This window comes from Allosaccharopolyspora coralli (genome assembly GCF_009664835.1).
GTDB lineage: Bacteria > Actinomycetota > Actinomycetes > Mycobacteriales > Pseudonocardiaceae > Allosaccharopolyspora > Allosaccharopolyspora coralli.
The window spans coordinates 1583951-1598361 of the sequence record NZ_CP045929.1; the positions used below are offsets into that span (position 1 = coordinate 1583951).

Annotated in this window: 13 protein-coding genes and 1 pseudogene; 7 read left to right on the top strand and 7 right to left on the bottom strand. The window is 68.5% G+C overall.

The window, feature by feature from the left end:
* The 4 genes from cobT to GIY23_RS07565 form a co-directional block, all read right to left on the bottom strand.
* Positions 1 to 1119 (bottom strand): nicotinate-nucleotide--dimethylbenzimidazole phosphoribosyltransferase, encoded by a 1119-nt coding sequence (gene cobT / locus GIY23_RS07550; protein WP_154075993.1) that lies wholly within the window; start codon positions 1117 to 1119, stop codon positions 1 to 3.
* 41 nt (positions 1120 to 1160) lie between these two features.
* Positions 1161 to 1718 (bottom strand): bifunctional adenosylcobinamide kinase/adenosylcobinamide-phosphate guanylyltransferase, encoded by a 558-nt coding sequence (cobU, locus tag GIY23_RS07555; RefSeq protein ID WP_154075994.1) that lies wholly within the window; start codon positions 1716 to 1718, stop codon positions 1161 to 1163.
* Positions 1718 to 2701, bottom strand: a complete 984-nt coding sequence (locus GIY23_RS07560; RefSeq protein WP_154075995.1) for an aldo/keto reductase family protein — start codon at positions 2699 to 2701, stop codon at positions 1718 to 1720. The genes cobU and GIY23_RS07560 overlap by 1 nt, the downstream gene beginning before the upstream one ends.
* A gap of 74 nt (positions 2702 to 2775) precedes the next feature.
* Entirely contained in the window at positions 2776 to 3417 is a 642-nt protein-coding gene (locus GIY23_RS07565) for a DUF3043 domain-containing protein (protein ID WP_154075996.1), read from the bottom strand.
* Between the two features lie 205 nt (positions 3418 to 3622).
* Here GIY23_RS07565 and GIY23_RS07570 point away from each other — a divergent pair, with 205 nt between their 5' ends.
* The gene (locus tag GIY23_RS07570) at positions 3623 to 3988 is read left to right on the top strand and encodes a HesB/IscA family protein (protein ID WP_154075997.1); all 366 of its coding nucleotides are present in this window, start codon (positions 3623 to 3625) and stop codon (positions 3986 to 3988) included.
* 145 nt (positions 3989 to 4133) lie between these two features.
* Here the strand turns inward: GIY23_RS07570 and GIY23_RS07575 are convergent, their stop codons facing one another.
* Entirely contained in the window at positions 4134 to 4346 is a 213-nt protein-coding gene (locus GIY23_RS07575) for an RNA-binding S4 domain-containing protein (RefSeq protein ID WP_154075998.1), read from the bottom strand.
* Positions 4347 to 4542: 196 nt separating this feature from the next.
* Here GIY23_RS07575 and GIY23_RS07580 point away from each other — a divergent pair, with 196 nt between their 5' ends.
* Both GIY23_RS07580 and GIY23_RS07585 read left to right on the top strand, forming a co-directional pair.
* Positions 4543 to 5988: an alpha-amylase gene (locus GIY23_RS07580; protein ID WP_154075999.1), complete on the top strand. Its 1446-nt coding sequence runs from the start codon at positions 4543 to 4545 to the stop codon at positions 5986 to 5988.
* 142 nt (positions 5989 to 6130) lie between these two features.
* Positions 6131 to 7147, top strand: a complete 1017-nt coding sequence (locus GIY23_RS07585; protein ID WP_154076000.1) for a LacI family DNA-binding transcriptional regulator — start codon at positions 6131 to 6133, stop codon at positions 7145 to 7147.
* Between the two features lie 211 nt (positions 7148 to 7358).
* Here GIY23_RS07585 and asnB read toward each other — a convergent pair.
* A pseudogene (gene asnB, locus GIY23_RS07590) lies at positions 7359 to 9286 on the bottom strand (asparagine synthase (glutamine-hydrolyzing)).
* A gap of 385 nt (positions 9287 to 9671) precedes the next feature.
* Between asnB and ctaC the strand changes: the two are divergent.
* From ctaC to GIY23_RS07605, 3 genes are all read left to right on the top strand, one after another.
* Positions 9672 to 10625 (top strand): aa3-type cytochrome oxidase subunit II, encoded by a 954-nt coding sequence (ctaC, locus tag GIY23_RS07595; RefSeq protein WP_407646836.1) that lies wholly within the window; start codon positions 9672 to 9674, stop codon positions 10623 to 10625.
* A gap of 99 nt (positions 10626 to 10724) precedes the next feature.
* A complete protein-coding gene (locus tag GIY23_RS07600) occupies positions 10725 to 11123 on the top strand; it encodes a cytochrome c oxidase subunit 4 (RefSeq protein ID WP_154076002.1) in 399 nt (132 codons plus the stop codon).
* Positions 11124 to 11265: 142 nt separating this feature from the next.
* Entirely contained in the window at positions 11266 to 12861 is a 1596-nt protein-coding gene (locus tag GIY23_RS07605) for an alpha/beta hydrolase (RefSeq protein WP_228717598.1), read from the top strand.
* 161 nt (positions 12862 to 13022) lie between these two features.
* Here the strand turns inward: GIY23_RS07605 and GIY23_RS07610 are convergent, their stop codons facing one another.
* Entirely contained in the window at positions 13023 to 13841 is an 819-nt protein-coding gene (locus GIY23_RS07610; protein ID WP_154076003.1) for an MBL fold metallo-hydrolase, read from the bottom strand.
* A gap of 122 nt (positions 13842 to 13963) precedes the next feature.
* Here GIY23_RS07610 and GIY23_RS07615 point away from each other — a divergent pair, with 122 nt between their 5' ends.
* Positions 13964 to 14245 (top strand): Lrp/AsnC family transcriptional regulator, encoded by a 282-nt coding sequence (locus GIY23_RS07615; protein ID WP_154076004.1) that lies wholly within the window; start codon positions 13964 to 13966, stop codon positions 14243 to 14245.
* Positions 14246 to 14411 lie beyond the last annotated feature (166 nt).

Consider the following 14411-nt stretch of genomic DNA (forward strand, 5'->3'; position numbering starts at 1 on the left):
TCAGGCGTCGGGGGGCGTCGCGGCGGTGGCTTCCTCAGCTGTGGGCCCGCCGATTCCGGCCTCGGCGAACGTCGCCATGTCGGCGAGCACCCGTGCCGCGGCGGTCACGATCGGCAACGCCGTCAGTGCCCCGGACCCTTCGCCGAGCCGCATTCCCAGGTCGAGGACCGGCGTGAGGTCGAGGTGTTCGAGCACGATCCGCGCCCCGGGCTCCACGGAACGGTGTCCGGCCAGCCACCACTTGCTCGCACCCGGGGCGAGTTCCTCGGCCACCATGGCTGCCGCCCCGACCACGACCCCGTCGAGCACGACCGGCGTCTTTCGCACCGATGCCTGCGCGAGGAACCCGGCGAGCGCCGCGATGTCGGCGCCTGCCGAGGTGCGCAGCAGCGCGATCGGGTCGCCGACGACGGGTCGCGCACGCCGCAGCGCGTCGCGGATCGCGGAGGTCTTGCGCATCCACGCCGTGTCGTCGATGCCGGTACCCCGCCCGACGACCGCGACGGGCTCTGTGGAGGTGAGCGCCGCGACGAGCACGGCCGCCGGTGTCGTGTTCCCGATCCCCATGTCGCCGGCGACGAGCAGATCGGCGCCGGCGTCGATCTCCTCGTCGGCGATCGTGCGACCGGCCTTCACGGCGTCGACGACCTGCTCGGCGGTCAAGGCGTCCTCGCGGTCGATCGAGCCGGAGCCACGCCGAACCTTGTGCGCGCTCACCAGTTCCGGGGTGTCGGTGTCGACGGCCATGTCGACGACGCGCACGCTCGCGCCGGACGCAGCGGCGAGCACGTTCACCGCCGCGCCTCCGGTCAGGAAGTTCGTCACCATCTGCGCGGTGACCTCACGTGGATAGGCCGACACGCCTCCGGTGGCGACACCGTGATCGCCGGCGAAGACGACCACGCGGGGACGGGCGAACGGGCGTGGTGGACAGGCACCCTGGCGGGACGCCACCCACACGCCGAGATCTTCCAGCTTGCCGAGGGACCCGGCAGGCTTGGTGAGCTGCTCCTGGCGTGCCACGGCCTCCCGGTGTGCCTGCTCGTCCGGTGCCGGGACCTCCGCGAACGCGACCTGGCGGTCGGATGCGGTGTCCTGTTCGGGTCCGGGCGCGCTCACGCCTTACCTCCGTGGTCGTGTGCGGGGGTGCGGCCGGGGCCTCAACGCAGTCGCAGTGGGACCCCGGCGACGAGCAGAACGACGTGATCGCACTGCTCGGCGAGTCGAGCGTTCAACGCGCCCAGCTCGTCACGGAAGAGTCTTCCAGATCGAGTGCCGGGCACGACCCCCAGCCCGACCTCGGCCGAGACGAGCACGACCCGCGCTCGGCAGTCGCGCAGCGCGACGACCAGTGAATCGCACCGGGCCGCCACCTCCCGCAGCGCGGCTGGATCACGCTCCCACGCCGCCGCGTCGTCGAGGACTCCCGTCAACCATGTCGCGAGGTCGTCGACGAGCAGCGGCGGGTCGTGTTCCACGGCCGTGTCGAGCACCGAGCACACCTCGTCCGGCGCACCGGCCTCGACTGTGATCCATGACGACGGCCGACGGGCTTCGTGCTCGGCGATGCGCTGAGTCCACTCCGCGTCCGAGGGGTCGCGCCGCGAGGTCGCCACGTAGGTCACGACCTCGTCGGCGGGAACCAACCCCTCCGCGTGCGCGGACTTTCCCGAACGCGCCCCGCCGAGCACGAGTGTTCGCCGGGGGTGGTCGGTCATCAGGACTGCGTCAGCCGCGGGTCGGTCTGGGGCAGGTCACCGAGCACGGCGTCGATACGGTCGAGCACGTCCTGCTCCAGCACCACTCCGCAGGCCTGGACGTTGTCGGCGACCTGCTCCGGCCGGGACGCCCCGATGATCGCCGCCGAGACGTTCGAGTTCTGCAGCACCCACGCGAGCGCGAGCTGGCCGGTGTTGAGGCCGAGGTCGGAGGCGATCGGCTTGAGCTCCTGGACCGCCGAGAGCACGTCGTCGCGCATCCACCGGGAGATGAAGTCCTTCCCGCTGTTCTCGTCGGTCGCGCGCGAGCCCGCGGGTGGTGGTTGGCCCGGCAGGTACTTGCCGGTCAGGGCACCCTGCGCCAACGGGGACCACACGATCTGACCGAGGCCCTCGCGCTCGGAAGCCGGCACCACCTGGGACTCGATCACCCGCCACAGCATCGAGTACTGCGGCTGGTTCGAGATCAGCGGCACCCCGAGTTCCCTGGCGAGCTCGGCGCCTTGGGTGATCTGCTCGGCACTCCACTCCGAGACGCCGACGTAGAGCACCTTGCCCTGCCGTACCAGATCGGCGAACGCGCTCATCGTCTCTTCCAGCGGCGTCGTCGGATCGAACCGATGCGCTTGGTAGAGGTCCAGGTAGTCGGTCTGCAGCCGCCGCAGCGAGGCGTGGCAGGACTCGGTGACGTGTTTGCGGCCGAGGCCGCGGTCGTTCGGTCCCTCACCGGTGGGGAAGTAGACCTTGGTGAAGATCTCCAGACTCTCCCGCCGTTGCCCGGCCAGCGCGCGGCCGAGCACCGCCTCCGCCCTGGTTCCGGCGTAGACGTCGGCGGTGTCGAACGTCGTGATGCCCGCGTCGAGGGCGGCACGCACACACTGTGCCGCGGTCTCCTCCTCGACCTGGGAACCGTGGGTGATCCAGTTGCCGTAGGCGATCTCGCTGATGGACAGGCCGCTGCGGCCGAGACGACGAAACTCCATGACGGCGACCCTAGATGATGACCACGACGCCGGAGGACGACCGCGCCGCGGTCACGATCCTCGTCCGGGCGAGCTCAGCCCGGCTTCGGCGTCTCGCCGGGGCGCAGTCGCGGCCGCGGCACCCGCAGCTTGCGGATCTGCATCGCACGGGTGAAGGCGTACCAGCCCAGGGCGAACGACCGGTCCGGCGCGTTGGGGTACTTCGCCCGGACCTCACGCACCACCGCGCGGCCGAGCAGCGAGCCCTCGAACGCCATCGTGATCAGCAGGATCATGCAGGCCAGGGTCGCGTACTGCTGGATCACCATGTTCTGGATCAGCGTGGTGACGAACACGACCAGCACCAGCGGCATGAACAGCCCCATGAAGTGCCGTCGTGAGTCGACCAGGTCCCGCACGTACGCCCGCGCCGGGCCGCGGTCCCGCGGCATGAGGTAGCGGTCGTCGCCGGCCATCATTCGCTCGCGGCGTTCGGTCGCGGCCTTGCGGCGCTCCTGCTTGTTGCCGCGCATCCGCTTGACGGCTTCACGTTGCGTCTTCGGCGGCGGGGGGACGGGACCACGGCGCTTGCCCTCGGCCTCGCTGCGCTTCGGCGTCGGGCGCCCCTTGCCTGGGGTGTAGCCCGGTTGCGTCTGCTGCTCATCGGTGACCGTGGACGTCTCGGCCCCGCTCTCGGACGCGGTCTGCTCAGCGGTGTTGCGGCGAAGGAACCTCACCCCACCAGGGTAGGCGACACGGTGAATCGTGATGAAAGAGACCGTCGCGCGGGAGAGCGTGGGCGTGCGTCGACTACGCTGTGGTGTGCCACCATGGAGGAGAGGCTTCCCGGCTTGTCGGCACCGGCTGGGCCGGGAATAGCCGCCGACCCTCGACCGTTCGACGTCTCAGGACGCGAACGTGCAAGACCGCATAGGGAGAGCCATGACCGCCCAGGACAGCACGATCGAGAGCGAGGCACCCGCGCACGGTGTCACGATGACCGACTCGGCAGCCACGAAGGCCAAGGCCCTGCTCGACCAAGAGGGCCGGGACGACATGCACCTGCGCATCGCGGTTCAGCCGGGCGGGTGTGCTGGTCTGCGCTACCAGCTGTTCTTCGACGAGCGCGCTCTCGACGGGGACGCCAGCCGCGAGTTCGAGGGCCTGAACGTGGTCGTCGACCGGATGAGCGCGCCGTACGTGCAGGGTGCCGTCATCGACTTCGTCGACTCGATCGAGAAGCAGGGCTTCACGATCGACAACCCGAACGCGGGCGGTTCCTGCGCCTGTGGCGACTCGTTCCACTGACTTTCGCGCTCGCGCCGCCCCACTGAACCCGGGTGCGCGGCCCGCGGTCCGAAAAGCGGCCCCCGACCGACCGTCGGGGGCCGCTTTTCGTGTGCTTTGAACGCCCTGACCGGCGATGATGCGTCCGCTCACGCGGAATCACCGCTCAGCGGTGGGTGAGGGTGACTTCCTCGTCACCGAGGGTCACGCGGTCGCCGATCGCGAGCTGCCGACCCCGCCGAGTCTCCGTCTCCCCGTTCACCGTGATCTCGCCTTCCTCCAGCAGCCCTTTGGCCTCGGCTCCGTCCTCGGCGAGCCCCGAAAGCTTGAGGAACTGGCCCAGCCGGATGCTGTCGTCGGAGATCTCCACCTCGCGCATGGTTCCCGATTCTCGTCGGCACCCGCTCCGCGCGTGCGGTCGGGGTGGCCCCCGAGCCCGACGTAGACCGTCGGAACCAGGGCACGGTGCAAACTTTTGCGAATGTCCTGGCCTTTCACGACCGTTCCCGATGAAGTATTGCTCTTTCGCGGCGCAAGTATTTGTGATGTGGGGCACGCCGACGAAGGAGGAAGGAATGCGATTAGCCGTTTTGGCTCTGGCGGGCGGACTGGTGGCCGCGATGGCGTCACCCGCTGCCGCGGAGCCGAAGGCTCAGCCGGACCCCACGCGTGAGGGACCGATGGTGCACCTGTTCCAGTGGCCGTGGGAGTCCGTCGGCACGGAATGCCGCGACTTCCTCGGCCCGAACGGGTACGCCGGGGTGCAGGTGTCCCCGCCGCAGGAGCACGTCGTCCTCGATGATCAGGGACATCCCTGGTACCAGGACTATCAGCCGGTGAGCTACCAGCTCGAAACACGCCGGGGTTCGGCCGAGCAGTTCGCGGCGATGGTCTCCAGCTGCAACGCGGCGGGCGTGAACGTCTACGTCGACGCGGTCGTCAACCACATGACCGGGAGCGGTTCGGTGGACAGCGGGCCGGGCAGTGCCGGCTCGGAGTTCTCGAAGTACGACTATCCGGGAATCTTCGCCGACGCCGACTTCAGCGAGTGCCGCCGCGACATCGAGAACTACGACGACCAGTGGGAAGTGCGCAACTGCGAGCTCGTCGGCCTCGCCGACCTCAAGACCGGCTCCGACAAGGTCCGTTCGACGCAGCTCGACTACCTCAACCGGCTCGTCGGGATGGGCGTCGCCGGATTCCGCGTGGACGGTGCCAAACACATGCCGCCGGAGGACATCGGCGCACTCGTCAACGGTCTCGTCGAAGTACCGGGCACCGGTCAGAAGCCCTATGTGTTCCAGGAAGTCATCGGGGACTCCACGACCAGCCCCACCGAGTACGTCGGCAACGGTGACGTCACCGAGTTCACCTACCACCACGAGGTGTCGAACGCGTTCGCCAACGGCGCGGTGTCGGGACTGAACACGCTGGCGGACTCGATGTCGGTCGGGAGCGAACAGGCGGTCGTGTTCGTCGACAACCACGACACCCAGCGCAGCAGCCCGACCCTGACCTACAAGGACGGCGCACGGCACGACCTCGCGAACGCGTTCGCCGTCGCGTACGGGTACGGCACGCCGAAGGTGATGTCCAGCTACACCTTCGACGATCCCGACTCCAGCCCGCCCGCCGACGACGGTGGCATGACGGCTCCGGTCGACTGCGACGGTGCCGGGTGGGTGTGCGAACACAGGAACCGGACGATCGCCGGAACGGTCGGACTGGCCAACGCCGCCGGGGGAGCGGAAGTCAACAATTGGTGGGACAACGGTCGCGACCAGATCGCGTTCGGCCGCGGCGAGGCCGCTTTCGCCGCGTTCAACGCCGGAGAAGGCGAGATGGCCGGCGACTTCGCCTCGTCGCTGCCCGCCGGGACATACTGTGACGTGATGTCCGGTGCGCTCGTCGACGGAAGCTGCACCGGTGGCACCGTCGAGGTCGCGCAGGACGGCACGGTGAGCACGACGATCCCGGCCACCTCCGGAATCGCACTGCACACCGGAGCAAAACTGAGCTGAGGAGCGAACGGCACTTTCGCCCCGTCACACGAGGCGAACGTGCCGTTCGCGCCATCGGGCTTGTGGAGCGAACGGCACTTTCACCTCGTCTGGTGGGGCGAAAGTGCCGTTCGCTCCACCGCTCGAAGTGGGGAGGACGGCGATGACGGGCCTGGCGAGGATCGCCGCCGAGGCCGGTGTGAGCGTCTCGACGGTGAGTCGGGTGCTCAACCGTAAGCCGGGTATCCACGACGAGACACGGAGGCGGGTGCTCGCGGCCCTGGACTCCATGCCGCACACCCCGCGGGGTGTCGGAGCGCTGCGTCGGACCGGGGTCGTCGGCCTGCTCGTCCCCGAACTGGCGAACCCGGTGTTCCCCGCGTTCGCCGAAGCGCTCGAATCCCGCGCCGCCCGGAAGGGGTACGCGTCGCTGCTGTGCAACACGCGGGCGGCGATGACCGAGGACGAGTACGTGTGCATGCTCAACGCACGCGGGGTCGAGGGCATGATCTTCGTCTCTCCCGAGATCGCCTCGCTCACTCGCGCCCGGAAAGGCGTGCCCGGTCGGTACCGCAGGCTCATGGCCGACGGCGTGCGGGTGGTGTTCGTCAATGGCGGCGCGCCGACCGTCGACGTGCCCGACGTCGCCATCGACGAGTATCTCGCCGGCTACACCGGAACCCGGCACCTGCTCGATCTCGGGCACCGGCGGATCGGCTTCGTCAGTGGTCCCGCGAGCGCGTTGGCGTCCCGCCTGAAACGGGACGGTTGGTCGGCGGCGCTGGACGAGGCCGGCGCCGCGTCGAGGCTGATCGCACACGACACGTTCAGTGCCGAAGGCGGCGCGCGGGCGATGGCCGAGCTTCTCGAGTCGTCCCGGCCGACGGCAGTGCTCTGTTCCTCCGACGTCATGGCCTTCGGCGCGATACGACTGGCGGGCGAGCGGGGCTTGTCCGTTCCGGCGGACCTGTCGGTGGTCGGCTTCGACGACATTCCGCTCGCGGCCTACAGCCACCCGGCTCTGACCACGCTGGCCCAGCCGATCGACGAGATGGCCGCGGCTGCGGTCGACCAGCTCGCTCTGCTCCTCGATCCTGACGTGCCCGCCCTTCGCGGTCACGACCGCAGGTTCGCACCGAGCCTCGTCGTCCGGGAGTCCACCGCACCCCCGCGCGCCTGACCGGGCGTTGGGAACTGGCGGTTGCGCCCGTGGGCACGCCTCTCACGTGCCAGCCTGAGCAGGGTGAGAGGCTCCGGCGATCCAGTTCGTGCCTCGCAACACAGGGGTTCTCGCCGCGTACGGTCGGCGTGGACTCAAGAGGACCCCAACGCAGCGAGGCGCGAACTGGGCGGGCGGTACCGGACCCCTACCGAAGTTCCAAAATGCGCTCTCAGAGCTTGACCGGGTAGTGCGGCTCGGGAACCTCCGGGGAGAGTCGTCCCTCGACGAAGATGCCGTGCCAGAGCATGAACACCAGCAGCGCCCACAGGCGCCGCGAGTGGTCCAGCACCCCGGAACGGTGCTCCTCGAGCATCTGCAGCACCGCGGTCTTGTTCAGGAGGTGATCCGTCTGGGACTGCTGGATGATGTTGCGCGCCCAGTCGTGCATCTCGTCGCGTAGCCAGTACCGGATCGGCACCGGGAACCCGAGCTTGCGCCGGTTCAGGACGTGCGGGGGCACGATCTTCTCCAACCCCCGCCGCAACGCGTACTTGGTGGTCTCGGGAGTGATCTTCTGGTCCAGCGGAACGCCGCTGGCGACCTTGAACACCTCCGGGTCCAGGAACGGCACCCGCAGTTCCAGCGAGTTCGCCATGGTCACCTTGTCGGCCTTGACCAGGATGTCGCCGCGCAGCCAGGTGAACAGGTCCACGTGCTGCATCCGGGTGACCGGGTCCCAGTTCTGCGACGTGCGGTACGGCTCCGCCGTGATGTCGGTGTGCGAGACACCGGGGTCGTAGCCACGCATCACCGCTCGCAGCTGGTCCTCCCGGAAGATGCGCGCGTTGCCGTAGTAACGCTCCTCCAGGCTCAGCGCGCCGCGACGCAGGAGGTCCTTGCCGCGCACGCCCTCCGGGATCGCCGTCGAGACCTTGCCCATCACCTTGCGCAGCGCACCCGGCACCCGCTCGAACGGGGCGAGGGACAGCGGCTCGCGGTAGATCGTGTAGCCGCCGAACAGCTCGTCGGCGCCCTCGCCGGAGAGCACGACCTTCACGTGCTGGCGGGCTTCCCTGGCGATGAACCACAACGGAACCAGTGCCGGGTCCGCCACCGGATCGTCGAGGTACCAGACGATCAGCGGCAGTGCCTCCATCATCTCCTCGGGCGTCACGGTGCGGACGACGTGCTTGACGCCGATCGCCGCCGCCGACTCCGCCGCCACGTCGACCTCCGAGTAGCCCTGCCGCTCGAAGCCCGTGGTGAAGGTGATGAGGTCCGGGTTGGCTCCTTGGCCAACGCCGCGATGGCCGTCGAGTCGATCCCGCCGGAGAGGAACGCGCCGACGGTTACGTCGGCGCGCATGTGCTTGGCCACCGAGTCCCGCATGGCGTCGGCGATCTTCTCGTGCAGCGCGTCGGCCTGTGCCTCGCCGTCGACCGGGCGGGGCGAGAAGTTCGGCTGGAAGTAGCGCTCGGTGACGACTTTGCCGCCGGGGGAGAGGGTGAACGACGTGCCCGACTCGATGCGGCGGATGCCGCTGTGCAGCGATTCCGGCTCCGGCACGTACTGCAACTGCAGGTAGTGCTGCATCGCGCGGTGGTCGAGCTCCTCCGGGAGGCCCAGGGTCGTCGACAGGCTCAGGAGGCTCTTCTTCTCGCTGGCGAACGCCACCCCGTGCGGGCCGTGTGCGTAGTACAGCGGCTTGATGCCGAAGGGGTCGCGCGCCCCGAAGACCACTTTGCGCTCGGTGTCCCAGATCAGGAACGCGAACATGCCCCGCAGCTGCCCGAGCATCCCGGTACCGAGGTGGTGGTAGGCGGCGACGATCGTCTCGATGTCCCCGTCGGTGTTGAACCGCGCGCCGTACCGTTCGACCAGGTCGGCCCGCAGTTCCAAGTAGTTGTAGATCTCACCGTTGCCGAGGATGGCGTAGCGCTGCGGGTTCTCCGGCGGACCCCACACCAGCGGCTGGTGCGCGTGTTCGAGGTCGATGATCGACAGCCGGTTGAAGCCGAAGACCACCTCGCCGCCGTGCCAGGTGTCGCTCTCGTCCGGTCCTCGGTGCCGCTGACAGGGCAGCGCGTTGGCTACCGCTGTGACGGAGTGACCGGCGTTCTCTTCGGTGGGACAGACCAGTCCAAGCAGGCCGCACACGTGTCTGGTGCACCTCTCGTCTCGGCGGGCGGGGCGCCCACTCGTACTCGCCGGGCGGTCGCCAGCGAGCTCGGGCGGCGGCGTCGGCGCCCACGGTGGGGCAGGGCGCGCCCAGTATCGGGCATGCCTCCGCGGGCGCGCAGGCGGGCACGCCCTTCGCGTGTCGGACGCCCCGTGAGGCATCGCCGGTGGTGATCGAGCGCGGCGCTCGGAGTGATCGGGCGCGGTCGCGGTCGCGCGGGTGTGCGCCGGGATGAGAGGGCTGTCACGATCGTCGAAATCGTGCGACCCCGGAGCAGTATGACGGCTACTGCTGGGCTAGGCTCCCCGCAGAATTCCGGCGACCGGCGGGCCGTCCCCGTAGGCGCGACGCGGGTCCCGGTGAATGATTTTCGCATCGAGGAGGCGTCGCGCAGTGGGCCTGAGCGAGAGGACCCGAGTGCCACGGCCGATCAAGGTCGCCGGGCTCGTCGGCCTGGTGGGGATCGCGGCCACTGGCTGCACGACCGAGGAGGTCCTGCGGTTCGGCTGGCCGGACGGCGTCACTCCGCAGGCCGATTCGATGCGCTTGTTGTGGACGTGGTCGGTCATCGCGGCGCTGGCCGTCGGTGTGCTGGTGTGGGGTCTGATCTTTTGGTCCGTGGCCTTCCACCGGAAGAAGAGCGAGCAGCTGCCCCGGCAGTTCCAGTACAACCTGCCGCTGGAGATCGTCTATACCGCGGTCCCGTTCGTGATGGTCGTGGTGTTGTTCTACTTCACGGCCACCACCCAGAACTACGTGCTGGCCGAGGAACAGGATCCCGACGAGACGGTCAACGTCGTCGGCTTCCAGTGGAACTGGGAGTTCAACTACCCCGGCTACCAGACGCCGGACGGTCAGCAGGTGCGCACCGTCGGCAGCAGCTCGGAGATCCCGCTGCTGGTGCTGCCGACCGACCGTACGATCCAGTACAACCTCAGCTCGACCGACGTCATCCACTCGTTCTTCGTGCCGGAGTTCAACTTCAAGCGGGACACCTTCCCGTACCCGGAGAAGAACAACCAGGACAACACCTTCTCCAACACGATCGACCAAGAGGGTTCGTTCGTCGGCCGCTGCGCCGAGCTGTGCGGCACGTACCACTCGATGATGAACTTCGAGGTGCGGGCGCTCTCGCCGGACAAGTTCGACCGGTACATGCAGCTGCGGACCCAGAACAACCCGGCCACCGGCGCTCCGTACACGGCGGCCGAGGCGCTCCAGAACATGAACTGTGGTGAGCTGTGCAGCCCGCGTGCGGTGACGGGCGTCCCGTTCGACACCGACCGCACCTCCGGCGAAGCGAGCGGCGGTCAGTAGCAGCAAAGCCCTGACGGGCGGAGAACATCGGTACGCCCTGCCGGGCGGCGAACGGAGAACGCGAGCCCGGCGCGGGCATGCGGTGAGAGCGAGGAACCCATGAAGGTCGAAGCGAAGATCTTCAACGTCATTACCGTCTTCTTCTTTGTCTCGGCACTCGTCTACGGCCTGTGGTCTCGGGAGCCCGTGGGCACGGTCGCGCTGATCCTGGTCGGCGCCCTGTCGTTGTTGATCGGCAGCTACTTCGAGTTCGTCGCGCGCCGCATCGAACCGCGCCCCGAGGACAATCCTGACGCGGAGATCAGCGACGGCGCCGGTGACCTGGGCTTCTTCAGCCCCGGCAGCTACTGGCCCCTCGGGCTCGCCGCCGCTGCCGCCTTCGCCGGACTGGCGCTGGCGTTCTTCCACGCGTGGATGATCGTGCTGTCCGTCGGTGCGTTGTTGATCACAATCGCGGGTCTGGTCTTCGAGTACCACACGGGTCCCGACCACGAGTGATCCGCGCGCTCGGCGATGGCCGGCCGAGCTGCTCTCCGGGATATCTGGGCACGGCACACCCCCTTTCGGCGGCTGTGCCGTGCCGATCTTTTCTCTAGTGTCGGTTCGGCAGTGACCGGCACAGAGAAATGGATAACTGGGGATGACGCGACGAAGTACTTCGCGCGCCGCTGCGGCGTGGGTGACGACGGTGTTGATGACCGGTCTGGTCGCGGGCTCGGGGGTCGCGACGGCTGAACGCCCGGTGGCGCCGATGGGTACCAACGGCGCCGAAGCGCCGCAGCTGGGGTGGGGACCCTGTGCCGACGCACCCGGCTACGAGTGCGCCACCGCCGAGGTGCCGCTGTCGTATCGGGATCCGGGCGGTCAGACGATCCGGCTCGCGGTGGGCAAGCTGCCCGCTACGGACCAGGAGAACAAGATCGGCACGATCTTCTACAACCCCGGTGGTCCGGGCGGGCCCGGCAGGATCCCACCGGCGATCACCGAAGGTCTGCACGAGAAGTTCGACATCGTCGGCTTCGATCCTCGTGGCGTCGGCGCCAGCACGGGCCTGCGGTGTCTGACACCGGAGCAGGAGAGTGCGATCGGGACGTTCCCGGTGACCCCGCGACAGGAGCAAGAGATCGTCGCCGCCGCCGAAGCGGCCTCGGAGACCTGCGCGGACTCGGCGGGACCGTTGCTGCACCACATGTCGACGGCGAACGTCGCCAGGGACATGGACCTGCTACGGGAAGCGGTGGGCGAGGAACAGACCAACTACTACGGCGTCTCCTATGGCACGCATCTCGGTGCGGTCTACGCGAATCTGTTCCCGGACCGGGTGCGAGCGATGACCATCGACTCGGCTCTGGATCCGGTGGAGTGGACCACCGGCTACCCGGGCGAACAGTTCACGCCGATGAGCTACCGGCTCGGCAGCGCCGACGGCGCTCAGCGAGCGCTGGGCGCCTTTTTCGCGGAATGTCAGCGTGACGAACGGTGCGCGTTCCGGGCCCCGGGAGAGGACCTGCAGGCCAAGTACGACGAGGTCCTCGACCGGTTGCTGGAGCGGCCGGTGCAGATCGTGCCCCCGGGCGGAAGCGAGCCGATGGAGATCACGTACCAGGTCGCGGTGCAGTCGACCCTGGGTGCGTTGTACAACGCGGCGAACGCGCCGATGCTCGCCGACTTTCTGCAGACGCTGCACCAGCAGACACGTCCGGAGGCGGCCGGCGAGGGCCCGCCGCCGGTGGTGGCCGTTCCCGACCCGGCACCACGTCCGGGTTTCGCGCCGCAGACGCATCTCGGTGTGGAACAGTCGTTGAGCGTGCTCTGCGCCGAGACGAGTAACCCGGCGAATCCCTACGAGTGGGGGCGCTACGCTCGGAAGGCCGACGAGACCGCACGCGGGTTCGGTTCCTCGTGGACGTACCTGAGCCTGCCGTGCGCGACATGGCCGTCGAAGGACGTCGACCGGTACGCCGGTCCCTGGGACCGGCAGACGGCGAATCCCATCCTGACCATCGGCAACAGCCTGGGCGACCCCGCTACACCGTATGAGGACACGGTGGCGATCACCGAGATGCTCTCCGACGCCCGCCTGCTCACGCTCGACACCTTCGGACACGGTGCTCTGCGGCAGAGTGTCTGCGTCGACGACGCCATGAATCGGTACTTCGAGACCGGCGAGCTCCCGAAGGAGGGCGCGGTGTGCACTCCTGATCGGAGTCCCTTCGACCCGGCACCGCAGCCCTGAGCGGTTGCGCGGTTGGTTGGCGGAATCTCACCTCGCGGCCACGACGACGCTGTCCTCGCCGGTCGCGAGGTGAGAACTTGCGGGTGGCCGGCCTGCGTACGGGCGGAGAACCTGCCGGGTGCAGCGTGCCTGACCGCAACACGCAACCGCGCGACCAAGGGTCAGCCGAGGTGGTCGTTCGCTCCGCTGACCCAGTCGACGTAGCGATCCGCCGAACGCCGCACGGAAGTTTTCGCGTCGGTGTGAACCGAGCGCCCCGTCAGGCCGTGCAAGCGGCCGAACTCGAACGGTTCGAGGCGGTCGACGATCTGCCGGACCAGTCCGACCGACAGCGGGATCTGGTTCGGGTAGCTGCGCATGAAGGTCACCCAGCCCGCGTCGGCGACGGGCATGATCATGTCCCCGCTGAGTACCGTGCCCTCGCCGTGCGTGACATGCGCGACCATCCCGCCCGGGAAGTGACCACCCACCTCGACCAGCGTGACGCCCGGCAGGATTTCGCAGTTGCCGTGGGTACTGTGCAGGACCGGGTCGTTCCGCTGCACCCACTCCCGGTCGCGTGCGTTGACGAGAACCGGCACTCCGCCGAGGTGGTGGCTCCAGCTCACCTGCGAGCCGTACATGTGCGGGTGACTGGCCACGATCACCGAAGCACCACCGAGCTGCTCGACGGTGGTCGTCAGCGGCTCGTCCAGGTGATTCGGCGGATCCCACAGGAGATTCCCGTGCGGTGTCTGCACGAGAAACGTCCGCTGGCCGATGGCGAAGCCGGGACTCCGGGACAGTCGGTGGACGCCGGGGTCGACTTCCTCGTGCACCAGCTCGTGCGGTTCGGCGGCCAGCTCCCGCAGCGTGGTCCACCACTGGCCGGTTTCCGGCACCCACTGCCGTTCGTCCGTACAGATCAGGCAGTTTCGACTCGGTGGGCGTTCGGACTCGGGATGTTCGACGCCACAGGTACCGCAGATCCAGATCGTCATGACGGTCAGCTTCCACCTTCCAGCGAACTGGAGGTCAAGCATGGGCTTCGACCGGTATTCGGCGCGTGCCGGCACCCACCGACTAGGATCTTCACCGCAGCGTCGCACACAGGAGGTTCGCCGTGATCACCGCGATCGTGATGATTCAGACCGCCGCGGATCGGCTCACCGAGGCCGCCCAGGAGGTCGCCGATCTCGACGGCGTCGCGGAGGTGTACTCCTGCGCCGGGGACGTGGATCTCATCGCGATCCTGCGGGTCACCGACCACGAGGAGATCGCCGACATTGTGCCCGGCCGGATCAACAAGGTCGCAGGCGTCGTCGACACCGACACCCACATCGCGTTCCGCTCGTACTCCCGCAGCGACACCGAGGCCACGTTCTCCATCGGTCTCGAGGAATGAGGCTGAGAACTCCCGTCAGAAGGTGTTGCTCGGTGGGTCGGGTGGAGACACGTCAGCGCCGTCCTCGCTGCGGGATCGGTTCTCCAGTAGCAAGCTAAGCGGCGAACCGCTGTCCTCGCGAGGAGGGCGTTGAGAACCTGACGGAGCTCGTGCTGCGTCCGTGGCG